This window comes from Streptomyces sp. NPDC039736, from assembly GCF_055596485.1.
The window spans coordinates 167,478-188,957 of the sequence record NZ_JBVIUQ010000011.1 but is presented as its reverse complement, the minus strand read 5'-3'; the positions used below and the strand labels follow the sequence as shown (position 1 = coordinate 188,957).

Annotated in this window: 22 protein-coding genes and 1 tRNA gene; 9 read left to right on the top strand and 14 right to left on the bottom strand. The window is 73.9% G+C overall.

Annotation, left to right across the window (positions count from 1 at the left end):
- Nucleotides 1–99: 99 nt before the first annotated feature.
- The 3 genes from ACZ56L_RS29850 to ACZ56L_RS29840 all read left to right on the top strand — a co-directional run bounded on the left by ACZ56L_RS29850 (nucleotide 100) and on the right by ACZ56L_RS29840 (nucleotide 2,794).
- Complete coding sequence (locus ACZ56L_RS29850) at nucleotides 100–1,374, top strand: amidohydrolase family protein (RefSeq protein ID WP_471067469.1); 1,275 nt, start codon at nucleotides 100–102, stop codon at nucleotides 1,372–1,374.
- Between the two features lie 139 nt (nucleotides 1,375–1,513).
- Nucleotides 1,514–2,170 (top strand): SDR family oxidoreductase, encoded by a 657-nt coding sequence (locus ACZ56L_RS29845; RefSeq protein ID WP_345228971.1) that lies wholly within the window; start codon nucleotides 1,514–1,516, stop codon nucleotides 2,168–2,170.
- 126 nt (nucleotides 2,171–2,296) lie between these two features.
- Nucleotides 2,297–2,794 (top strand): GyrI-like domain-containing protein, encoded by a 498-nt coding sequence (locus ACZ56L_RS29840; RefSeq protein WP_345228972.1) that lies wholly within the window; start codon nucleotides 2,297–2,299, stop codon nucleotides 2,792–2,794.
- Nucleotides 2,795–2,915: 121 nt separating this feature from the next.
- On the opposite strand, the gene ACZ56L_RS29835 is transcribed toward ACZ56L_RS29840, so the two are convergent.
- A tRNA-Tyr gene (locus ACZ56L_RS29835) sits at nucleotides 2,916–2,997 on the bottom strand.
- 214 nt (nucleotides 2,998–3,211) lie between these two features.
- Between ACZ56L_RS29835 and ACZ56L_RS29830 the strand changes: the two genes are divergently transcribed.
- From ACZ56L_RS29830 to ACZ56L_RS29820, 3 genes are all read left to right on the top strand, one after another.
- Nucleotides 3,212–3,700, top strand: coding sequence for a YajQ family cyclic di-GMP-binding protein (locus tag ACZ56L_RS29830; RefSeq protein WP_189821138.1), 489 nt, complete (start codon nucleotides 3,212–3,214; stop codon nucleotides 3,698–3,700).
- A gap of 180 nt (nucleotides 3,701–3,880) precedes the next feature.
- Nucleotides 3,881–4,423, top strand: coding sequence for a methylated-DNA--[protein]-cysteine S-methyltransferase (locus ACZ56L_RS29825; protein ID WP_471067465.1), 543 nt, complete (start codon nucleotides 3,881–3,883; stop codon nucleotides 4,421–4,423).
- Nucleotides 4,420–5,085, top strand: a complete 666-nt coding sequence (locus ACZ56L_RS29820) for an alpha-ketoglutarate-dependent dioxygenase AlkB family protein (RefSeq protein ID WP_468686388.1) — start codon at nucleotides 4,420–4,422, stop codon at nucleotides 5,083–5,085. The genes ACZ56L_RS29825 and ACZ56L_RS29820 overlap by 4 nt, the downstream gene beginning before the upstream one ends.
- Here ACZ56L_RS29820 and ACZ56L_RS29815 read toward each other — a convergent pair.
- From ACZ56L_RS29815 to ACZ56L_RS29755, 13 genes are all read right to left on the bottom strand, one after another.
- Nucleotides 5,074–5,346: a GlsB/YeaQ/YmgE family stress response membrane protein gene (locus ACZ56L_RS29815; protein WP_345228975.1), complete on the bottom strand. Its 273-nt coding sequence runs from the start codon at nucleotides 5,344–5,346 to the stop codon at nucleotides 5,074–5,076. The genes ACZ56L_RS29820 and ACZ56L_RS29815 overlap by 12 nt on opposite strands.
- Nucleotides 5,347–5,485: 139 nt before the next feature.
- Nucleotides 5,486–5,878: a YccF domain-containing protein gene (locus ACZ56L_RS29810; RefSeq protein ID WP_401756810.1), complete on the bottom strand. Its 393-nt coding sequence runs from the start codon at nucleotides 5,876–5,878 to the stop codon at nucleotides 5,486–5,488.
- Nucleotides 5,875–6,738 (bottom strand): zinc metalloprotease HtpX, encoded by an 864-nt coding sequence (gene htpX / locus ACZ56L_RS29805; protein WP_345228977.1) that lies wholly within the window; start codon nucleotides 6,736–6,738, stop codon nucleotides 5,875–5,877. The genes ACZ56L_RS29810 and htpX overlap by 4 nt, the downstream gene beginning before the upstream one ends.
- A gap of 158 nt (nucleotides 6,739–6,896) precedes the next feature.
- Nucleotides 6,897–8,495, bottom strand: coding sequence for an NADH-quinone oxidoreductase subunit N (locus ACZ56L_RS29800; protein ID WP_471067564.1), 1,599 nt, complete (start codon nucleotides 8,493–8,495; stop codon nucleotides 6,897–6,899).
- A gap of 17 nt (nucleotides 8,496–8,512) precedes the next feature.
- Nucleotides 8,513–10,096: a complex I subunit 4 family protein gene (locus ACZ56L_RS29795; protein ID WP_471067460.1), complete on the bottom strand. Its 1,584-nt coding sequence runs from the start codon at nucleotides 10,094–10,096 to the stop codon at nucleotides 8,513–8,515.
- Nucleotides 10,097–10,099: 3 nt separating this feature from the next.
- Nucleotides 10,100–12,175 (bottom strand): NADH-quinone oxidoreductase subunit 5 family protein, encoded by a 2,076-nt coding sequence (locus tag ACZ56L_RS29790; protein ID WP_471067457.1) that lies wholly within the window; start codon nucleotides 12,173–12,175, stop codon nucleotides 10,100–10,102.
- A complete protein-coding gene (gene nuoK / locus ACZ56L_RS29785; RefSeq protein ID WP_468686385.1) occupies nucleotides 12,172–12,591 on the bottom strand; it encodes an NADH-quinone oxidoreductase subunit NuoK in 420 nt (139 codons plus the stop codon). The genes ACZ56L_RS29790 and nuoK overlap by 4 nt, the downstream gene beginning before the upstream one ends.
- The gene (locus tag ACZ56L_RS29780) at nucleotides 12,591–13,241 is read right to left on the bottom strand and encodes an NADH-quinone oxidoreductase subunit J family protein (RefSeq protein WP_471067454.1); all 651 of its coding nucleotides are present in this window, start codon (nucleotides 13,239–13,241) and stop codon (nucleotides 12,591–12,593) included. The genes nuoK and ACZ56L_RS29780 overlap by 1 nt, the downstream gene beginning before the upstream one ends.
- On the bottom strand, nucleotides 13,238–13,861 hold the full coding sequence (locus ACZ56L_RS29775; protein ID WP_471067452.1) for a NuoI/complex I 23 kDa subunit family protein: 624 nt from the start codon (nucleotides 13,859–13,861) through the stop codon (nucleotides 13,238–13,240). The genes ACZ56L_RS29780 and ACZ56L_RS29775 overlap by 4 nt, the downstream gene beginning before the upstream one ends.
- 2 nt (nucleotides 13,862–13,863) lie before the next feature.
- Complete coding sequence (locus ACZ56L_RS29770) at nucleotides 13,864–14,832, bottom strand: complex I subunit 1/NuoH family protein (protein WP_345228983.1); 969 nt, start codon at nucleotides 14,830–14,832, stop codon at nucleotides 13,864–13,866.
- On the bottom strand, nucleotides 14,829–16,226 hold the full coding sequence (locus ACZ56L_RS29765) for an NADH-quinone oxidoreductase subunit C (RefSeq protein ID WP_471067450.1): 1,398 nt from the start codon (nucleotides 16,224–16,226) through the stop codon (nucleotides 14,829–14,831). Before ACZ56L_RS29765 ends, ACZ56L_RS29770 begins: the two co-directional genes overlap by 4 nt.
- Nucleotides 16,223–16,906 (bottom strand): NADH-quinone oxidoreductase subunit B, encoded by a 684-nt coding sequence (locus tag ACZ56L_RS29760; RefSeq protein ID WP_471067448.1) that lies wholly within the window; start codon nucleotides 16,904–16,906, stop codon nucleotides 16,223–16,225. The genes ACZ56L_RS29765 and ACZ56L_RS29760 overlap by 4 nt, the downstream gene beginning before the upstream one ends.
- Nucleotides 16,897–17,310 carry an NADH-quinone oxidoreductase subunit A gene (locus ACZ56L_RS29755; protein ID WP_471067561.1) on the bottom strand — a complete coding sequence of 138 codons (414 nt, stop codon included), beginning with the start codon at nucleotides 17,308–17,310 and terminating at the stop codon, nucleotides 16,897–16,899. Before ACZ56L_RS29755 ends, ACZ56L_RS29760 begins: the two co-directional genes overlap by 10 nt.
- Nucleotides 17,311–17,623: 313 nt before the next feature.
- Between ACZ56L_RS29755 and ACZ56L_RS29750 the strand changes: the two genes are divergently transcribed.
- The 3 genes from ACZ56L_RS29750 (at nucleotide 17,624) to ACZ56L_RS29740 (ending at nucleotide 21,295) form a co-directional block, all read left to right on the top strand.
- A complete protein-coding gene (locus ACZ56L_RS29750; RefSeq protein WP_471067446.1) occupies nucleotides 17,624–18,892 on the top strand; it encodes a sensor histidine kinase in 1,269 nt (422 codons plus the stop codon).
- Nucleotides 18,893–19,092: 200 nt separating this feature from the next.
- Complete coding sequence (locus ACZ56L_RS29745; protein WP_345228987.1) at nucleotides 19,093–20,409, top strand: sensor histidine kinase; 1,317 nt, start codon at nucleotides 19,093–19,095, stop codon at nucleotides 20,407–20,409.
- Nucleotides 20,410–20,635: 226 nt separating this feature from the next.
- Nucleotides 20,636–21,295 (top strand): response regulator transcription factor, encoded by a 660-nt coding sequence (locus ACZ56L_RS29740; RefSeq protein WP_189821375.1) that lies wholly within the window; start codon nucleotides 20,636–20,638, stop codon nucleotides 21,293–21,295.
- The last annotated feature ends 185 nt before the right edge of the window (nucleotides 21,296–21,480 follow it).

The window sequence follows — 21,480 nt, the reverse complement described above, 5'->3', positions numbered from 1 at the left end:
GGGCGGGCCCCTAGGCTCGGTCGGACGCCGCGTGATCCCGGGCGCCGGCCGCCCCGCGCCGACGCGCCCCTCTCCGCCCGAGCCCCCGCCAGGAGCGCGATGTCCGACAGCCAGCCGCAGCCGTCCCGCCGCCCGGGGAGCTCCGGTCCGAGCGCCGGCGCCGGCGCGGGCGGCGCGGAGCGCACCGGGGCCCTGCTGCTGAGCGGGGCCCGGCTCACCGACGGGCGCACGGTGGACGTACGGATCAGCGAGGGACGCATCGAGGCGGTCGGCACGGCGGGCAGCCTCCCGGCGCGGACCGCCGCCCGGATCGACCTCTCGGGCTTCCTGCTGCTGCCGGCGCCGGCGGAGCCGCACGCGCACAGCGACACCGCCCTGACCGCCGACGGGGGCGGCCCCGTCTCGTACACGCGGCAGGACGTGCAGCGGCGCACCACCCGGGCGGCGCTGCTCCAGCTCGGGCACGGGGCGACGGCGCTGCGCTCGCACGTGCGGATCGGCGGCGTGCAGGGGCTCGGGCCGATGGAGGCGGTGCTCCGGGCCCGGCGGGCGCTGCGCGGCCTGGTGGACCTGTCGGCGGTGGCGGTGCCGCGGCTGCTGACGGGGGTGGCCGGGGCGGACGGCCTGGCGATGCTGCGGGACGCGGTGAAGATGGGCGCCTCGGTGGTGGGCGGCTGCCCGGACCTGGACCCCGATCCGGCGGGCTACGTGGAGCGGGTGCTGGAGGTGGCGGCCGAGCACGGGTGCCCGGTGGACCTGCACACCGGGGGTGACGATCCGGCGCGCCTCGCGCGGCTGGCGGCGATGGCGGGCGGGCTGCGGCCGGGGGTGGTGGTGGGTCCGTGCGGAGGGCTGGCGCGGCTGCCCCTCCAGGTGGCGACGCGGGCGGCCGACCAACTGGCCGCGGCCGGGGTGGGCGTGGTGTGCCAGCCGCAGGGCGGCTGCGGGGGCGTGGAGGCGCGCGGGGTGGCTCCGGTCCGGCTGCTGCGGGCGGCCGGGGTGCGGCTCGCGGCGGGCAGCGGGGCGCTGCGGGACCTGGCGAACCCGGTGGGGCGCGGCGATCCGCTGGAGGCGGCGTACCTGCTGGCGTCGCAGAGCGGGATGCGCGCGCCGGACGCGTACGACACGGTGGCGGCGACGGCGCGGGAGACGATGGGGCTGCCCGAGGTGCGGCTGGAGGCGGGGTTCCCGGCGGAGCTGGTGGCGGTGCGGGGCGAGCGCCTCGCGGGGGCGCTGTCGCTGGCGTACGGCAGGGTCGTGGTGCACCGGGGACGGATCGTGGCGCGCACCAGCGCGGTGCGCGAGTACGGGGACGCGGCGGGCGCCGCGGAGTGCGGACTGCCGCGCCAGGGGAGGCCGGAGGCGGGTCCCTGAGGGCCCGGGGCGCGCGGGGCCCCGCCGGTGGGGGGGGGCGGGGCCCGCGCGGCGTCCGGCGGGGCCGGGGAGCCACCCGTTCGCGGGGTGTGTGCGGCGTTCTCGGCGGCGGCGGGCCCGCGGGCGTACGGTCGAGGGCATGCGCACTGTCATCGCTGGTGGACATGGTCACATCGCACTGCGGCTGGAGCGTCTGCTCGCCGCGCGCGGAGGCGAGGTCGCGGGGATCATCCGCGACCGGAAGCAGGCCGAGGACCTGCGGTCGGCGGGGGCCGAACCGGTCGTCCTCGACCTGGAGTCGGCGTCCGTGGCGGAGGTCGCGGCCGCCCTGGAGGGGGCCACGGCGGCGGTCTTCGCGGCGGGGGCGGGTCCGGGCAGCGGGGCCGGCCGCAAGAACACCGTCGACCGGGACGCCGCGGTCACGTTCGCGGAGGCGGCGGAGCGGGCCGGGGTGCGCCGCTTCGTGCTGGTGTCCTCGATGGGCGCCGATCCCGAGCACCCCGGCGACGAGGTCTTCGACGTGTACCTGCGCGCCAAGGGCGCGGCGGACGCGGACCTACGGGCGCGCAGCGGCCTGGACTGGACGATCCTGAGGCCCGGGCAGTTGACGGACGACGCGGGCACCGGACTGGTGAAGCTGGGCGCCTCGACGGGGCGCGGGCCGGTGGCGCGCGACGACGTGGCGGCCGTGCTGGCGGAGCTGCTGGAGACGCCGTCGACGGCGGGGCTGACGCTGGAGCTCATCGGCGGGAGCGTGCCGGTGTCGGTGGCGGTGAAGGACGTGGCGGGCAACTGACGGGGCCCAACCGCGCGGCGGGACCGACGAGTTCGGCGCCGCCGCGCAGTCGTCCCTCGTGACGGCCGCACCCGGCGCGGGGGCGGCCGTCAACAGCCATGCAGGACAACGGATTTGAGGAGTGCCATGCGGTACGAACCGGAGATCGTGGAACGCGGCGAGCAGCCCTACGTGGGCATCCGGGCGCGGGTGCGGGCGGACCACTTCGCCCCGGTCGCCGACCGGATCCCGGAGCTCTTCGACTGGCTGGCGGCGCGGGGAACCGAACCGGGCGGCGGCCCGTTCTTCCGGTACAACGTGATCGGCGCGGACGGGGAGTTGGAGGTCGAGGCGGGGGTGCCGGTGGCGGTCGCACCGGAGCCGGAGGGGGATGTGCGGGCGGACGCCCTCCCGGCGGGGCGGTACGCGACGCTGACGCACGTCGGCCACCCGGACGAGCTGACCGGCGTCACGCGGGAGCTGATCGCCTGGGCGGGCGCGCGGGGCCTGGAGTGGGACATGACGAGGACCGGGGACGGCGAGCACTGGGTGGGCCGGACGGAGACGTTCCTGACCGATCCCCGGGTCGAGCCGGACCCGGGCAAGTGGCAGACGCGGCTGGCGTTCCGCCTCGCGGACGGCTAGCGGCACGGGTTCCGGCCGCGCCGGGGTCCGCCGCATCGGCGCCTGCCGCGCCGGAGCCGTCGCAGCCGGGAAACCCGAAGGCCCCCGGTCAGCGTTTCCGCTGCTCGGGGGCCTTCTTCTGTGGCGGCGCCAGGATTCGAACCTGGGTAGGCTAAGCCGACGGATTTACAGTCCGTTCCCATTGGCCACTCGGGCACACCGCCATGGGGTGTCACCTGGGGATCTTCGCCTCGCGGCGCTTTTCCCTGGGGACGACGTAAACAATACCTGATGGCCGGGGGTGCTCCGCCACCCGGTTGATCCGCGCCCGCCGCCGGTCCGGGTGGCTAGGCTTTGCGGCGTACGCCGAAGGGATTGCGCCGCACCCGCGCCGTATCCGGCACCCACCCGTCACCCACATGCAAGGAGCCACAGGACATGGCCGACTCCAGTTTCGACATCGTCTCGAAGGTCGAGCGGCAGGAGGTCGACAACGCCCTCAACCAGGCCGCCAAGGAGATCTCGCAGCGTTACGACTTCAAGAACACGGACGCCTCCATCTCCTGGTCCGGCGAGAAGATCCTGATGCAGGCCAACGGCGAGGAGCGCGTCAAGGCGATCCTCGACATCTTCGAGACCAAGCTGGTCAAGCGCGGCATCTCGCTGAAGTCGCTGGACGCGGGCGAGCCGCAGCTGTCCGGCAAGGAGTACAAGATCTTCGCCTCCATCGAGGAGGGGATCTCGCAGGACAACGCCAAGAAGGTCGCCAAGATCATCCGCGACGAGGGCCCCAAGGGCGTCAAGGCGCAGGTGCAGGGCGACGAGCTGCGGGTCACCTCCAAGAGCCGGGACGACCTGCAGGCCGTGCAGGCGCTGCTCAAGGGCAAGGACCTGGACTTCGCGATCCAGTTCGTGAACTACCGCTGAGCCTCTGACACGGCACGCGGGCCTTCGGACGGGGGCGGTGGGCGGCTTCGGGCCGGCTCCCGCCCCCTTCGCGTGCCCGGCGGCAGCGTCATGTCCGAATTCCGCCAGCCCCGGGTGCGGGCACGGGCGCAGACTCGGACGCGAGAAGCGTGGTGAGCACTGCGCGGAGAGGATGGGGTCATGAGCGTGACCACGGTGTACGCGACCCTCGACAGCCCGCTGGGCGAACTGCTGGTCGTGGGCGAGGAGTCCGCCACGGCGCCCGGCGGGGTAGCGCTGCGGTCGCTGTCGGTGCCCGGGCAGAAGGGCGGGGCCGTCGTCCGGGACGGGTGGCGGCGGGCGCCGGAGCTGTTCGGGGAGGCGGCGGCGCAGTTGAAGGCGTACTTCGCCGGGGAGCTGACGCGGTTCGAGCTCGCGTACGCGGACGGCGGGGGTACGGAGTTCCAGCGCCGGGTGTGGGGGGCGGTGGAGGGCGTCCCGTACGGGGAGACCACCTCGTACGGGAAGGTCGCCGAGTCGATCGGGGCGTCCAGGGCGGCGGTCCGGGCGGTGGGGACGGCCATCGGACGCAATCCGCTGCTGGTGGTGCGGCCGTGCCACCGGATCGTGGGGGCGGGCGGGGCGCTGGTGGGGTACGCGGGCGGACTGGAGCGCAAGCGGCTGCTGCTGGAGCTGGAACTCCACGCCCACGGCGCCCACGGCACCCGCGGTCCGGCGCGGTGAGCGAGCTGTTCGAGCTGCCCCGGGAGCGGGCGGAGGTGGCGCCGGGGGCGGTGCACGTTCCGGGGTGGCTGTCGCCGGCGGAGCAGCGGAGGCTGGTGGCGGCGTGCCGGGCGTGGGCCACCGGGCCGGTGCCGCTGCGGCACACGCGGCTGCCCGGCGGCGGGGTGATGTCGGTGCGGTCGGTGGGTCTCGGGTGGCACTGGCAGCCGTACCGCTACTCGCGCACGGCGGACGACGTGAACGGCGCGGGGGTGGCGGAGTTCCCCGAGTGGCTGGGCGACCTGGGGCGCCGGGCGGTGGCGGACGCGTACGGGGACGAGCGGGCCGGCGCCGGGTACGCGCCGGACGCCGGGCTGGTGAACTTCTACGACGGCGACGCCCGGATGGGGATGCACCAGGACCGGGAGGAGCGGTCGTCGGCGCCGGTGGTGTCGTTCAGCATCGGCGACCGCTGCGTGTTCCGGTTCGGCAATCCGCAGGGGCGGGGACGCCCTTACACGGACGTGGAGTTGCGGTCGGGGGACCTCTTCGTCTTCGGGGGGCCGTCGCGGTTCGCGTACCACGGGGTGCCGAAGGTGCTGCCGGGGACGGGCGATCCGGCGACCGGACTGGCCGCCGGACGGCTGAACGTCACCCTGCGGGTGACGGGGCTAACGGCGTGAGCGGGAGTGGCCGAAGAGGATGCGGTACGCGATGAGCAGGACCAGCGAGCCGCCGACGGCCGCGATCCAGGTCGGGCCGTCGTAGAACTGGTTGGCGATCTCGCGGTCCAGGAACCGGGTGGAGATCCAGCCGCCGATGAACGCGCCCGCGATGCCGATCAGCGTGGTGCCGACCAGCCCGCCGGGGTCGCGGCCGGGCAGCAGGACCTTGGCGATGACGCCGGCGATCAGGCCGAGGACGATCCAGCCGAGGATGCTCATGAGGGTCCCCCCGTGGGTGCGGTGTGCCGTGTGGTGCGGACGGGCGGCGTGGTGGCGCCGGTGGCCGCTCTCGTACGGGAGGACGCGTCGCGTGCCGGGAAGGTTGCCAGGTCAGCCGGGGTCGGCCGGGGCGGCGGGGTCAGCGGGCGGCGAAGGGCTGGTCGGTGGGGACGATCTCCTTGCCGAGGGGCAGCAGGGACACCGGGATCAGCTTGAAGTTGGCGATGCCGAACGGGATGCCGATGATCGTGACGCACAGCGCGATGCCGGTGACGACGTGGCCGAGCGCCAGCCACCAGCCCGCCAGGACGAGCCACAGGACGTTGCCGACGCAGGAGGGGCTGCCCGCGTCGCGGCGCTCCACGACGGTCTGCCCGAAGGGCCACAGGGCGTAGACGCCGATCCGGAAGGCGGCCAGGCCGAAGGGGATGCCGATGACGGTGACGCAGAGCAGGAGGCCCGCGAGCAGGTACCCCAGGAAGAGCCAGAAGCCGCTCAGGACCAGCCATATGAGGTTGAGGAGTGTCTTCACGGTCGGTGGCCTGCCATCTGTTCGAGTCGGGCGATGCGTTCCGCCATGGGCGGGTGAGTGGAGAAGAGCTTCGCCGCGCCCTCGCCGGGGCGGAACGGGTTCGCGATCATCATGTGGCTCGCGGTCTCGATCCGGGGTTCGGGGGGCAGCGGCAGTTGCTTCGTACCCGCGTCCAGCTTGCGCAATGCGCTCGCGAGGGCGAGCGGGTCGCCGGTGAGCTGCGCGCCGGAGGCGTCCGCCTCGTACTCGCGGGAGCGGCTGACGGCGAGCTGGATGATCGAGGCGGCCAGCGGGCCCAGGATCATGATCAGCAGCATGCCGAAGACGCCGGGGCCCTCGTCGTCGTTGGACCTGCCGACGGGGATCAGCCAGGCGAAGTTGACCAGGAACATCACGACCGAGGCGAGGGCCCCGGCGACGGAGGAGATCAGGATGTCCCGGTTGTAGACGTGGCTGAGCTCGTGCCCGATGACGCCGCGCAGTTCGCGTTCGGTCAGGATCTGGAGGATGCCTTCGGTGCAGCACACCGCGGCGTTGCGCGGGTTGCGGCCGGTGGCGAAGGCGTTGGGGGCCTGGGTCGGCGAGATGTAGAGGCGGGGCATGGGCTGGCGGGCGGCCGTGGAGAGCTCGCGGACCATGCGGTAGAGCTCGGGGGCCTCGAACTCGCTGACCGGGCGGGCGCGCATGGCGCGCAGGGCCAGCTTGTCGCTGTTCCAGTACGCGTACGCGTTGGTGCCGAGCGCGACGAGGAGCGCGACGAGCAGTCCCGTACGGCCGAAGAAGCTGCCGATGACGAGGATCAGCGCGGACAGGCCCCCGAGGAGTACGGCTGTCTTCAACCCGTTGTGCCGGCGGTGCACGGTGCGCCCTCCAAGTGGTGCGGCAGGGGAACTCCTGACCGGGTGGTGCTTCCACGTTCAGTGGACCCTTCCTCACTGGTCAACGCCAGGCGGGGGTCACTAGTTCCCTTGTGCACCGGTCAGCGGGTTGGGCCGTCCGGGGAACGGGCCGTACCCGCCTACTGGAAGAGCGAGCCGGTGAGCACGTCGAGGATCAGCTGGGGGGCGCCGGAGAGGGTGACGGCGGCGACCAGGGTGAGGACGATCGCGGTGCCGAGGGGGGCGGGGAGCGCCCGGCGCGCTCGCGCCTCCTGGGGTGCCGGCGCCTCCTCGGGTGCCGGCGCCTCCTCGGGTGCCGGCGCCTCGGGAGGCGCCGGGCGGAAGAGGAGGGCGGTCCAGCGGAGGTAGTAGGCGAGCGCGATCACGACGTTGACGGCCATGACGACGGCCAGCCAGGCCAGGCCGGCGTCGACGGCCGACGCGAAGACGGTGACCTTCGCCACGAGCCCGATGATCCCCGGCGGCAGCCCGGCCAGGCAGAGCAGGAAGAAGGCGAGGGCGAGGGCCGCGAGGGGGCTGCGGGCGTACAGGCCGCGGTAGTCGGTGAGGCGGCCGCCCGGCCGCGTACGGGAGACGAGGGCGACGACGGCGAAGGCGCCGAGGTTCACGACGGCGTACATCAGGGCGTACGCGACGGTGGAGCCGATCTGGACGTCGCTGGTGTACGCGGCGGCGGCGATCGGCACCAGCAGGTAGCCGGCCTGGCCGACGGAGGACCAGGCGAGGAGGCGGACGGCGCCGCGCGCGCGGGCGGCGCTCTGGCGCAGGGCGGCCACGTTGCCGACGGTCATCGTCAGGGCGGCGAGGACGGCGAGCGCCGGGCCCCACACGTCGGCGTACGAGGGGAACGCGACGACGGTGACCAGGACGAGCCCGGAGAAGCCGACCGCCTTTCCGGTGACGGAGAGGTAGGCGGCGACGGGCAGGGGCGCGCCGACGTAGGTGTCGGGCACCCAGAAGTGGAAGGGCGCGGCCGCCGTCTTGAAGGCGAAGCCGACGAGGGTGAGGGCGACGCCCGCCTGCGCGAGGGTGTCCAACTGGGCGGGGACGTTGTCGAGGCGGGTGGCGATCTCGGTGAGGTGCAGGCTGCCGGTCGCGGCGTACACGAAGCTGACGCCCAGGAGCAGCACGGCGGTCGCGGTCACGGAGGACAGGAAGAACTTCAGGGCCGCTTCGGAGGAGCGCCGGTCGCCGCGGCGCAGGCCGACGAGGGCGAACGCGGGCAGCGAGGCGACTTCGAGGGCGACGACGAGGGTGGCGAGGTCGCGGGCGGCCGGGAGGAGGGCCGCGCCGGCGGCGGAGGACAGCAGCAGGAACCAGTACTCGCCCGCGGGGAGGTCCTCGTCGTCCTTGGTGAGGGTGAGGGACAGGAGGGCGGCGACCAGGGCGCCGGCGAGGACCAGGGCCTGGACGACCAGGGCGAACCGGTCGACCGTGTAGCTGCACACCGTGGTGTCGGTGACCAGGCAGAAGGTCTTGCGGGTCGCGCCGCGCAGGGGCAGCAGGGCGGCCAGGGACACGACGAGGCCCGCGACGGCGCCGACGCCCAGGAGGTGCTTGCGGCCCTCTCGTACGAACAGGTCGGCGACCAGGACCAGGAGCGCGGCGACGGCCGCCACCACGGGCGGGGCGACGGCGAGCCAGTCGACGGACTGGACGAGGCTCGCGGCCGGGGCGGCCGCGTGGACGGGTTCGGCGGCCTGCGCGGCCAGGGTCACGGCGTGGCTGGCCACGGTCACGACTTGCCTCCTGCGAGGAGCTTCTGGACGGCCGGGTCGGTCAGGCCGAGGAGGACTGCGGGCCAGAGGCCGGCGAGGACGGTGAGGGCGACGAGGGGGGTCCAGGTGGCGTATTCGTGGCGCCGGACGTCGGCGATGGCGGGGGTTTCCGCGGGCCGCTCCCCCGGGTCTCCCATGCAGACGCGGCGGACGACGACCAGGAGGTACGCGGCGGTGAGCAGCGTGCCGAGGCCGGCGAGGGCCATGAAGGTGAGGAAGGCGGGGCGGCTGAGGCCCTCGGCGGGGTCGAACGCGCCGAACATCGTCAGCATCTCGCCCCAGAACCCGGCGAGTCCGGGCAGGCCGAGCGAGGCGACGGCGGCGAAGGCGAGGAGGCCGCCGAGGCGGGGGGCGCGGCCGTAGAGGGCGGCGCCGGTGGCCCCGGCGAGGGTGTCGAGGTCGGCGGTGCCGTAACGGTCCTTGAGGGCGCCGACCAGGAAGAAGAGCAGGCCGGTGATGAGGCCGTGGGCGATGTTGGCGAAGAGCGCGCCGTTGACGCCGGTGGGGGTCATGGAGGCGATGCCGAGGAGGACGAAGCCCATGTGGCCGACGGAGGAGTAGGCGATGAGGCGTTTCAGGTCGCCCTTGTTGCCCTTGCGGGCCAGGGAGAGGCAGGCGAGGGAGCCGTAGAGGATGCCGACGACGGCGAACGCGGCGAGGTAGGGCGCGAAGGTGTGCATGCCGTCGGGGGCGATCGGCAGGGCGATGCGGACGAAGCCGTACGTGCCCATCTTCAGCAGGACGCCGGCCAGCAGGACCGAGCCGACGGTGGGGGCGGCGGTGTGGGCGTCCGGGAGCCAGCTGTGCAGGGGCCACATCGGGGCCTTCACGGCGAGGCCGACGGCGATCGCCAGAACTGCGGTGACCTGCACGGATGTGGTGAGGCCACGGCCGTTGTCAGTGGCGAGTGCCACCATGTCGAACGTGCCGGACTTCAGGCCGATGAGGAGGAGGCCGAGCAGCATCACGACGGAGCCGAGCAGGGTGTAGAGGATGAACTTCCCGGCCGCCCGGGTCCGTTGGGCGCCGCCCCAGCGGGCGATCAGGAAGTACATCGGGACGAGGACCGTCTCGAAGGCCAGGAAGAACAGGATCAGGTCCAGGACGGCGAAGGTGGCGAGGGTGCCGGTCTCCAGGACGAGGAGGAGCGCGACGAAGGCCTTGGGGGACGGGCCCTTGGGCGGATGGAACCAGCTGTGGAGCGCGCAGAGGAAGGTCAGGAGCGCGGTCAGGAGGAGGAGGGGGAGCGAGATGCCGTCGATGCCGAGGTGGATGCGGACGTCGAGCGCCGGGATCCAGCTGATGTCCGTGTTGGCCTGCATCTTCGCGGGCTGGTCGTGGTCGAAGGCGAGCGCGAGGACGATCGCGGCGACGAGGACCGCGCCGGTGACGACGACGCCGTGGCGGAGCACGGCCTGGTCCGGGGACTTTCCCCGCAGCCCGGGCGGGGCCGGGAGGAGGGCGGCGACGGCGCCGACGAGCGGGCCGAGGACGATCAACGCCAGAAGGAACTGCATCACGGATTCACTGATACCGATCATGGCTCACGCTCCGGCTGCGGCGACGAGGACGGCGGCGATCGCCAGGACGACGGAACCGGCGAGCAGGGCGGCCAGGTAGGTCTGGACGTTGCCGGTCTGGGCGCGGCGGACGGCGGTGCCGAGCAGACGCGGGAGGGCGCCGGCGGCGCGGACGTAGGTGTCGACGACCTCGCGGTCGAGGAACCGGACCAGTTCGGCGCCGGCGCGCACGGGGCGGACGAAGAGGGCGGCGTAGAGGGCGTCCAGGTGGAAGCCGGTGGCGGCGTGGCGGTGCAGGGGTCCGAGCAGGAGGCGGCCGGGGTCGCCGGGGTCGGGGGCCGAGGCGACGCTGCCGTAGACGGCCTCATGGGTGGCGATGGCCTCCACCTCGGAGGCGGCGGGGTCGGCGTCGGGCGGGGTCTCCCCTGCTCGTACGGGGTCGAGGGCCTGGGGATGGGCGGCGACCGCGCCGAGGGGGACGTTGGTGCCGGCTTTGTAGCGCAGGGCGCGCCAGGAGGCGTACGTCATGATCCCGCCGACCGCTGCGACGCCGGTGGAGAGGACGGCGGTGGTGACGGTCGGGGCGAGGGAGGTGACGTCGAACCAGCCGGCGAGTCGGCCGACGGCGAGACCGAGGGCGAGGGAGGGGACAGCGAGCACCCACAGGACGGCGCTCATGGCGAGCGGCTGCCTGGGTGGGGTCTCCCCCGCTCGAACGGAGTCGAGAGCTTGGGGAAGGGCGGGGGCGGCGGGTCCGTGGCCGCGGAAGGCGAGGAGCCAGAGGCGGGTGGCGTAGGCGGCGGTGAGGAGGGCGGTGAGCAGTCCGGCGATCAGGACGATCCAGCCCGCGCCGATGGGGCTGGTGGCGGAGTCGCCGAGGGCGGTGTGCTCGGCGGCGACCAGGACCGCTTCCTTGGAGAAGAAGCCCGCGAACGGCGGGATGGCGGCGAGCGCGAGGAGCGCGATCGTCATCGTCCAGTAGGCGTCCGGGATGCGCTTGGGCAGGCCGCCCATGCGGGACATGGCGGCCAGGGAGTTGGTGCCGGCCGCGTGGATGATCACGCCGGCGCCGAGGAAGAGGAGCGCCTTGAAGGCGCCGTGCGTCAGGAGGTGGAAGACGGCGGCCCCGCGGTCGCCGACGGCGAGGGCGCCGGTCATGTAGCCGAGCTGGCCGATCGTCGAGTACGCCAGGACCCGCTTGATGTCGTCCTGGGCCAGCGCGGCGAGGGCCGAGCCGACCATCGTGACGGCGGCCATGACGGCGAGCACGGTCATCGCGGCGGCGGAGGCCGCGAAGACGGGCAGGAGGCGGGCCACGAAGTAGACACCGGCGGCGACCATCGTCGCGGCGTGGATCAGCGCGGAGACGGGCGTGGGGCCCGCCATCGCGTCCGGCAGCCAGGTGTGGAGGGGGAACTGGGCGGACTTGCCCGCGACGCCCGCGACGAGGAGGAGGGCGATGAGGGTGGGGTGGTCGAGGCCGCCCGTGGCGACGGCGTCGAGGACGCCGGTGATGCGGAAGGTGCCCGCGTCGGCGGCGAGCGCGAAGAGGCCGAACAGGAAGGGGACGTCGCCGAGCTTGGTGATCAGGAAGGCCTTGAGGGAGGCGGCGCGGGCCTGGGGCGTCTCCCAGTAGTGGCCGACCAGGAAGTACGAGCAGATGCCCATGATCTCCCAGCCGACCAGCAGCACCATCAGGTCGCCGAAGTAGACGACGAGCAGCATCGCGGAGGTGAAGAGGGAGACCAGGGCCGCGTAGGAGGCGTAGCGGGGGTCGTCGCGGAGGTAGGCCGTCGAGTAGACCTGGACGCAGGTCGCGACGACGGTCACCAGGACGGCGACCAGGGCGGCGAAGCCGTCGACGTGCAGGGCCAGGTCGATGGGGACGCCGCCGGTCGGGGTGAGGCGGGTGGCGGCGTCGACGGCCTTCCCGCCGCCCTGGTGCACGGCGACGGTGATCGCCAGGGCGAGCGCGGCGAGCGTCGGGAGGATCGCCAGCGGGCGGACGAAGCCGGGGGCGGTCCGGCCCAGGAGCAGGCCCGCGACCGCGCCGAGGAACGGCAGGAGGGGGACGAGGACGGCGAGGGTCGTGGTGGTCACGCGGCGGCCTCCGCTGCCTTCGGGGCCTTCGGTGCCGGGGCGTGGGGGGTCGCGTCGTCGGCCGCGTCGCTTTCGGCCGTGTCGTCTTCGTCGGGGTCGTCGGCCTCGGCGGTTTCGGCGGTGTCGCGGAGTCTGTCGATGTCCGACGTGCCGCGGTTGCGATGGACCATCAGGACGATGGCCAGGCCGATGCCGATCTCGGCGGCGGCGACGGCGATGGTGAAGAGCGTGAGGGCCTGGCCGCCGTGCAGGGCGTCGCGGAGCCAGACGTCGAAGGCGACCAGGTTGAGGTTGACGGCGTTGAGCATCAGCTCGACGGACATCAGGACCAGGATCGCGTTGCGGCGGGCGAGGACTCCGTAGAGGCCGACGCAGAAGAGGAGGGCGGCGAGGACGGCCGGGTAGGCGAGGTGCATCAGCGCTGCTCCTTCTTCGTCGGCTCGGGGGCGGAGGTCTTCTTCGTCGGCTCGGGGGCGGAGGTCCCGGCTTCGGCCGCCGCCCGGTGCTTGCGGGAGAGGACGATGGCGCCGACCAGGGCGGCCAGCAGCAGGACCGAGAGGGCCTCGAAGGGCAGCACCCAGTGCTGGAAGAGGATCTCGCCGGTGACCTCGGTGGCGCCCTGGGCGGGGCCTTCGAGGTCGATCCAGGTCGTGCGGAACGCGTCGACGACCACCCAGACCAGGGCGGCTGCCGCTGCGAGGGCGACCGCGAGGGCGACGGGGCGGTTGCCCGAGTCGGCGTCCGGGGAGCGGCCGATGGGGGCCCTGGTGAGCATCAGGCCGAAGAGCAGGAGGACGACGACCGAGCCGACGTAGATCAGGACCTGGACCCAGGCGATGAACTCGGCGGTGAGGAGCAGGTACTCGACGGCGAGGCCGCCGAGGGCCACGACCAGCCAGAGGGCGGCGTGCACCAGTTGCCTGGTGGTGACGGTGATGACGGCCGCGCCGAGGGTGACCAGGCCGACGAGGAGGAAGGCGATCTCGACGCCGGTCGGGGAGAGGAAGCCGGGGCCGGCGGCGGCGAGGGTGAGGGCGGGGTCGGGGGTGGGAGTCGTGGGGATCACGCCGGCCCTTCCTGTTCCGTGCGGTCCCGCGGCGTGGCATCGGCCCGTTGCGGGGCCGCGGTTTCCGTCTGCTGGGCGGCGGCGAGTTTTTCGGCGGCCTTGCGGGCGGCCGCGATCTCCTTGGGTTCCTCCGCGCCGGGATCGAGGGCGGGCGGCTCCGGAACCGTCCACATCCACTCGCGGAGCTTGTCGCGCTCGTGGGTGAGTTCGTGGATGTCGGTCTCCGCGTACTCGAACTCCGGCGACCAGAAGAGCGCGTCGAAGGGGCACACCTCGATGCAGATCCCGCAGTACATGCAGAGCGAGAAGTCGATGGCGAAGCGGTCGAGGACGTTGCGGCTGCGCTCGCGGCCGCCGGGGGCGGCGGGCGGCACCGTCTCCTTGTGGGAGTCGATGTAGATGCACCAGTCGGGGCACTCGCGGGCGCACAGCATGCACACCGTGCAGTTCTCCTCGAAGAGGCCGATCACGCCGCGGGTGCGGGGCGGGAGTTCGGGCTGCGTCTCGGGGTACTGCGCGGTGACGGTCTTCTTCGTCATCGTGCGGAGGGTGACGGCCAGGCCCTTGGCCAGGCCGCTGCCGGGGATGCGGGGCCGGGTGGGCGGGAGGTTCTCAGCCATGGCTACTGGATCGCCACCTTCACGATGCCGGTGAGCGCGATCTGCGCGAGTGCGAGCGGGATGAGCACGGTCCAGGACAGCTTCTGGAGCTGGTCCTCGCGCAGGCGGGGATAGCTGACGCGGAGCCAGATGACGACGAAGGCCAGGACAGCGGTCTTGAGCAGGGTCCAGACCCAGCCGAGCCCGTCGGCGCCCCAGGGGCCGTGCCAGCCGCCGAGGAAGAGGACGGTGGTGAGGCCGCAGACGATCACGATGCCGGCGTACTCGGCGAGCAGGAACAGGGCGAAGCGCAGGCCCGTGTACTCCGTGTACGCGCCGAAGATGATCTCCGAATCGGCGATCGGGGCGTCGAAGGGAGGCCGTTGCAGCTCGGCGAGGCCCGCCGTGAAGAAGACGAACGCGCCGATCAACTGCCAGGGCAGCCACCACCACTGCCAGGCGTCGAGGATGCCGGGGAGGGAGAGCGTGCCCGCCGCCATGGCCACCGAGGCGGCGGCCAGCAGCATGGGGAGTTCGTACGCGAGGAGCTGGGCGGCGGTGCGCAGGCCGCCCAGCAGGGAGAACTTGTTCGCCGACGCCCAGCCCGCCATCAGGGAGCCGAGCACGCCGACGCCCATGACGGCCAGTACGTAGAAGATGCCCGCGTCGATCTGCTGGCCGACGGCGGACTCGCTCGGGCCGACCGGGATGACGAGCAGGACCAGGAGGTACGGGAGGAGGGCGACGGCGGGGGCGAGCTGGAAGACGCGGCGGTCGGCGCCGGCCGGTACGACGTCCTCCTTCTGCGCGAACTTCACGCCGTCGGCGACGAGCTGGGCCCAGCCGTGGAAGCCGCCGGCGTACATGGGGCCGAGGCGGCCCTGCATGTGGGCCATCACCTTGTGCTCGGTCTGGCCGACCAGGAGGGGCAGGACCAGGAACAGCACGAAGACGAGGAGCAGGCGGAGGGCGACGTCGAGTACGTCGTTCACGCGGGATCGCCTCCGGCGGGGGTGTCGGGGGTGTGGTCGTCGGGGATGTCGTCGGGGGCGTTGCGGCTTTTCGGGGCGTCCGTGTCCGGGGGGCTGTCCGGCGCGGCCTCTTCGGCCGCGGGACCGGGTTCGGTCCCGGGTCCGGGCCCCGGGTCGGGGGTCTCGAAGGCCGGGCGGGCGTGGTGCCAGGGGGCGTCCGAGGTCGCCGGGGGGCGGGGCGGGGAGGCGGGGTCGGGGGCGGACCGGGGGGTGACGGGGGGTTCGGCTCCGCCGGGGGCCGCCCCCTTGCCCGCCCGTTCCGCCCCCGGGGGGCGGCCCCGCCGCCCAAGGGGGCTGCCGGCGTCGGGCGCGAGGGGGCCGGCGGCGTCGGGGGCAACGGGGTCGGCGGGGAGCGCAGGGGTGTCGGGGGACGTGGGGGCGGTCTGGGACGCCGAGCCCTCGCTCGCGGTGCGGGTGCGGCGCGGCGGGCGTGCCGGGGCGGCCTCGGGCGTGTCCGGAGCGGCGGACGTCTCCCCCGGCGCGGCCTGCGAGGCCGAGCCCTCGCTCGCCGAACGGGAACGGCGGAGCGGAGCCGCGCCCTCGGCCTGCGACGCCGAGCCTTCACCCGCGGTGCGGGTGCGACGGACCGGAGCCGCGCCCTCGGCCTGCGACGCCGAGCCTTCACCCGCGGTGCGGGAGCGACGGACCGGAGCCGCACCCTCGGCCTGCGACGCCGAGCCCTCGCCCGCGGTGCGGGTGCGGCGGGCGGGGCGGTCCGTCGCCGGGGCTGCGCCTGCCGTGCGGGGGGCGCGGGCCGGGCGGGCCGGAGCGGCCGGGAGCTGGCCCTTGAGGGGGCCCCATTCGTTCGGGTCGGGGACGCCCGGGGGGAGCATCTGGCGGCGCTTGGGGCCGCCGTGCTCGGACTCGCCGGGTTCCTTCGCGCCCGGCCACGCCTTCGCCACCCGGGCGGCCAGGACGAAGTCCTTGCGCAGGGGGTGGCCCTCGAAGGTGTCCGGGAGCAGGAGCGGGGCCAGGTGCGGGTGGCCGGTGAAGTCGATGCCGAACATCTCGTGCGTCTCGCGCTCGTGCCAGGCCGCGCCCGCGAAGACGTCCACCGCGGTGGGCAGGGCGGGAGCGGAGTGCGGGACCGTGGTGCGCACGAGCAGGCGGCGGACCGTACGGCCTTCGAGGGAGACGAGGTGGGCGGAGACGAGGAAGCCCGTGCCGGGTTCGTCGACCGCGCTCAGCCAGTCGAAGTAGGTGCAGGCCAGCTCGGTGCGGGCGGTTTCGAGGGCGGAGATCCAGGCGCCGGGCGGCACGTCGACCGTCAGCAGGTCGTACGCGCGCTCGGCGCGGGCCTCCGGGCCGAAGACCTCGGTGACGTTCTCGGGCAGGCCGTCGTGGGCGATCGTCATCGGGCCCCGCCTCCGGTCGCGTCGGTGGCTCCCGTACCGGAGGCGGACGGCCCCGTGTCCGTACCGGGGGAGGCCGTGCCCGGGGCGGGCGGAGGCGGAAGCAGGCCGCTGCGCAGGGAGGCGGCGGACGGGCGGGCGGGTGCGTCCCCGTAGCGGTCCGCCAGGGACTCGCGGGCGATCTTCTCCTGGAGTTTGAGGATGCCCTGCAGGAGCGCCTCGGGGCGCGGCGGGCAGCCCGGGACGTACACGTCCACCGGGATGATCTGGTCGACGCCCTTGGTGACGGAGTACGAGTCCCAGTAGGGGCCGCCGCAGTTGGAGCAGGCGCCGAAGGAGATGACGTACTTGGGCTCCGGCATCTGCTCGTACAGGCGCTTGACGGCCGGGGCCATCTTGTCGGTGACCGTGCCCGAGACGACCATCAGGTCGGCCTGGCGCGGGCCCGGCGCGAAGGGGATCACGCCGAGCCGGATGAAGTCGTGGCGGGCCATGGAAGCCGCGATGAACTCGATGGCGCAGCAGGCCAGGCCGAAGTTGAAGACCCAGAGGCTGTATCGGCGGCCCCAGTTGAGGACCACCTTCATCGGCTCGGGGGCCAGGCGGGAGAGGACTCCCAGGCGCCGCGGTTCCGGGAGCGGCTGGGGCTCCGGGGCGGACTGGGGCTCAGGGGTCACGTCCATTCGAGGACGCCCTTCTTGTATGCGTACAGCAGACCCACGGCCAGGAAGCCGAGGAAGACGAACATCTCGACCAGCGTCGTGGCGCCGTATCCGGGCGCCGCGAACACCGTCGCCCACGGGAAGAGGAAGATCGCGTCGACGGCGAAGATCACGTACAGGAACGCGTAGACGTAGTAGCGGACCTGAGTGTGCGCCCAGCCGTCGCCGACGGGGTCGACTCCGCACTCGTACGTCAGGAGCTTCTCGGGAGTGGGCACGACCGGGCGCAGCAGGCGGCCCGCGCCGAACGCCACGGCGACGAAGAGCACGCCGATCACGGCGAGCAGGCCGACGACCGAGTAGCTCTGGAAGTAGGAGGCGGCCACCACCGCGTGATCGGCCACCACCGCGTGGTGGGCCGTCATCACGTGGTCGGCCGCCATCACGTGATCGGCTGCCGCCGCGTGATCGGCCGCCGCCGCGTGGTGGGTTGCCGCCTGGATCGGCACGGTCGGTTCCGGCACGTCCCGAACCTCGCTCCCTGGCCTCGCGGCTCCCGCCGTTCGGGGCGCCGTCCGTCGTCGATCTGTACGACACGGGAGTCTAGGGCCTGGTAAACCCTTGGTAAGCAGTCGCGTACGAGCCAGCGGGCCCGGCGGGGGGGGTGGGGTTGTCCCCACCTCCGGTGACACGCCCACCCCATGGCGGCGGGGCGACCGCACCCGGCAGGCTTGTGCCATGACCGCCAGCCCCGGTGCGTACCCGCCCGGCTCTCCGCCGCCCCCGTCGTCCCCTCCCGACGCGCCGCTCCCGCCTCCCGCCGCCTTCGCGTACGGCAAGCAGACCTGGAAGGAGGTCGGGCAGCTGCTGCTCGACCTCCCCCTGGCACTGGTGGGCTTCGTGTACGCGGTGCTCGTCGTCGCCTTCGGCGTCGCGCTGTCCGTGACGGTGGTCGGGCTGCCGTTGCTGGCCGCCGGGCTGACGGGCGCGCGCGGGCTCGGCCGTTGGGAGCGGGCCCGGGCGCGCGCGCTGCTGGGGGTGCGGGTGGAGGAGCCGAGTCCGCTGCGGGCGGCGCGCGCGCAGCACGGCTTCTTCCCGTGGCTGTGGTCGACGCTGAAGGACCCGGTGGCCTGGCGGAGCATCCTGTACTCGGTGGTCCGGCTGCCGTGGGGCGTACTGACGTTCGCGGTGACGCTGGTGAGCCTCCTCCTGCTGTGGCCGGTGCTCGGCTTCGTGGTGCGGGGCCTGACCAATGTCGACCGGACGATGGTGCGCGGGCTGCTGTTCCCCTCCGGTGAGCTGGAGCGGCGTATCGCGGAGCTGGAATCGGACCGGGGCGTCGTGGTGGACACCGCCGCCGCCGACCTGCGGCGCATCGAACGCGACCTGCACGACGGGGCGCAGGCCCGGCTGGTGGCCCTCGCGATGGGGCTCGGGCTCGCCAAGGAGAAGCTGCTGGAGGACCCGGAGGCGGCGGCGCTGATGGTCGGCGAGGCGCACGGCGAGGTGAAGCTCGCTCTGCAGGAGCTGCGGGACCTGGCCCGGGGCATCCATCCGGCGGTGCTCACCGACCGGGGCCTGGACGCCGCCCTCTCCGCGATCGCCTCGCGCTGCACGGTGCCGGTGAAGGTCAGCGCCGAGCTGGCCGAGCGGCCGGCGGAGGCCATCGAGGGCATCGCGTACTTCACCGTCTCGGAGCTGCTCCAGAACGTCAGCAAGCACAGCGGGGCGCGTACGGCGACGGTGGAGGTGTGGCGGTCGGGTACCCGGCTGCTGATCCAGGTACGGGACGACGGGCGCGGCGGGGCCCGGCTGGACGGCGGCACCGGGATGTCCGGGCTCGCGGAGCGGCTGGGCGCGGTGGACGGGCTGTTCACGGTGGACTCGCCGCCCGGCGCGGGCACCACGGTGACGGCCGAGCTGCCCTGGCGGCCGCGCACGGCCGGGAGCGGCGCGGGGGCCGGTGCCGGCGGTGCCGGTAGGGAAAACCCCCGTAAGAGACGGTGACTGACCGCATGGTCCGCACCGCCGGGCGGGGGCAGTCTGGGAAGGCACCGTCCGGCACGGCTCCGCCCGCCCGGCCAGTGCAGTCTTGGTACGACCCCGCCCGCCCGGCACCCCACCGGCACTCCCCGCCCGGCACCCCGCCGGAACCCCCGCGCGGCGCCCCGCCGCCGACGAGCCCCCTGAGGAAACGGACCCGAATCATGGCCACGGACTACGCACCCCGCACCCGGGAACACCTGCCCCGGCGGCACCGCGTCCCGGCGGTGCTGCGTGCGCCGTTCGAGGGCCGCGCCTGGCGGGAGCTGGCCTACGTACTGGTCGGCCTGCCGCTCGCCTTCGTCGGCTTCTCCCTCGCGGCCACCACCCTCTCGCTCGGGGCCGGCCTGCTGGTCACCTTCATCGGCATCCCGTTGCTGGCGGGCGGCCTGATGGCGATGCGCGGCCTCGGCGCGGTGGAGCGGGAGCGGGCGCGGGCGCTGCTCGGCCTGGACGTGGCGCCGCCGCGTCCGGCGCGCGGGGCCAAGCCGGGGGTGATGGGCTGGATCGGGGCAGTGCTGAAGTCCGGCGTGTCCTGGCGGCACCTGCTGTACGGCTTCCTGCACCTGCCGTGGGCGATCTTCTCCTTCGTGGTGGCGACGGTGTTCTGGTCCGTCGGGCTGGCCGGGTTCACGTATCCGCTGTACGCCTGGACCGCCCCCGGTGACGGCGGCGTCCTGCTCTACACCGACCTGTCCCACGAGGTCCGCCTCGACGCGCCCGTGGCCATGCTGCTGACCAGCGCGGTCGGCCTGGTGGTCCTGCTGGCCGCGCCGTGGGTGACCCGGGCGCTGGTGTCCGTGGACCGGTTCGCGGTGTCCGCGCTGCTCGGGGCGTCCGCGCTGGACCACCGGGTCAGCGAGCTGGAGTCGGACCGGGGCGTGGTCGTGGACACCGCCGCCGCCGACCTGCGCCGTATCGAGCGCGACCTGCACGACGGGGCGCAGGCGCGCCTGGTGGCGCTGGCCATGGACCTGGGGCTGGCGAAGGAGAAGCTGACCGAGGACCCGGAGGCCGCCGCGAGGATGGTCGACGAGGCGCACGGCGAGGTGAAGGTCGCCCTTCAGGAGCTGCGCGACCTGGCCCGTGGCATCCACCCGGCGGTCCTCACCGACCGGGGTCTGGACGCGGCGCTGTCCGCCATCGCCTCGCGCTGCACGGTGCCGGTGCAGGTGGAGGTGGACCTGCCGGCCCGCCCGGCGGCGGCGATCGAGGGCATCGCGTACTTCACCGTCTCGGAGCTGCTCCAGAACGTGAGCAAGCACGCCCGGGCCACCCGTGCCTCGGTCGACGTGTGGGCCGCCGACGGGCGTCTGATGCTCCAGGTCTCCGACGACGGGCGGGGCGGCGCGGACGCCTCGCGCGGCTCGGGTCTCGCCGGGCTGGGCGAGCGGCTGGACGCCGTGGACGGGGTTCTGGTGGTGGACTCCCCGGCAGGCGGCCCGACCACCGTCACCGCCGAACTGCCGTGGCGGGGCTGAGCCCCGACCCGTGACGCGGGCCCTCCGGAACCGTCCGGGGGGCCCGGTTCGTGCGTGCGCGGGCGCGCACACGGGGGCACGACGGTTCGGATGCTGGGATGCTGGCCCCTGAGCGGATCGCGTGTGCGGTCCGCGACACGGGTCGCAGGTGCGGTCCGCGACACGGATCGCGCGTGCGGTCCGCCGGTTACTGGGGGCAGGAAGAGACGTGGTCGTGGGAGACAGGGTGCGCGTGGTCATCGCCGAGGACTCGGTGCTGCTCCGGGAGGGTCTGACCCGGTTGCTGACCGACCTCGGCCATGACGTGGTCGCGGGGGTCGGTGACGGGGAGGCGCTGGTCAAGACGGTCGCGGACCTCGCCGCGCAGGGGGAGCTGCCGGACGTGGTGGTGGCGGACGTGCGGATGCCGCCGACGCACACCGACGAGGGGGTGCGGGCCGCGGTGCGGCTGCGCAGGGACCATCCCGGCATCGGGGTGCTGGTGCTGTCGCAGTACGTGGAGGAGCAGTACGCCACCGAACTGCTCGCCGGGTCCAGCACCGGGGTCGGCTATCTGCTGAAGGACCGCGTCGCCGAGGTGCGCGAGTTCGTGGACGCCGTCGTACGGGTGGCCAGGGGCGGTACGGCCCTGGACCCCGAGGTGGTGGCCCAGTTGCTGGGGCGCAGCCGCAAGCAGGACGTGCTCGCGGGGCTGACCCCGCGCGAGCGGGAGGTCCTCGGCCTGATGGCCGAGGGGCGGACCAACTCGGCGATCGCCAAGCAGCTCGTGGTGAGCGACGGCGCGGTGGAGAAGCACGTGAGCAACATCTTCCTGAAGCTGGGCCTCTCGCCGAGCGTCGGGGACCACCGCCGGGTGCTGGCGGTGCTCACCTACCTCAACTCCTGACCTGCGGGGACCGGGGCGCCGCCGCGGCGGGCCCCGGAACCAGAACCGCGGGACGGGCCGGGGCGTCTCCCCTTCCGGGGGTACCCGGAGGGGGAGCCAGGGGGGTGCGGCCGTGCGGCATCAGGACAGTCCGGTGTCTCAAAAGCACGTCCGATCCCTGAGCACCCCCCGGTTGCCGCCCCGTG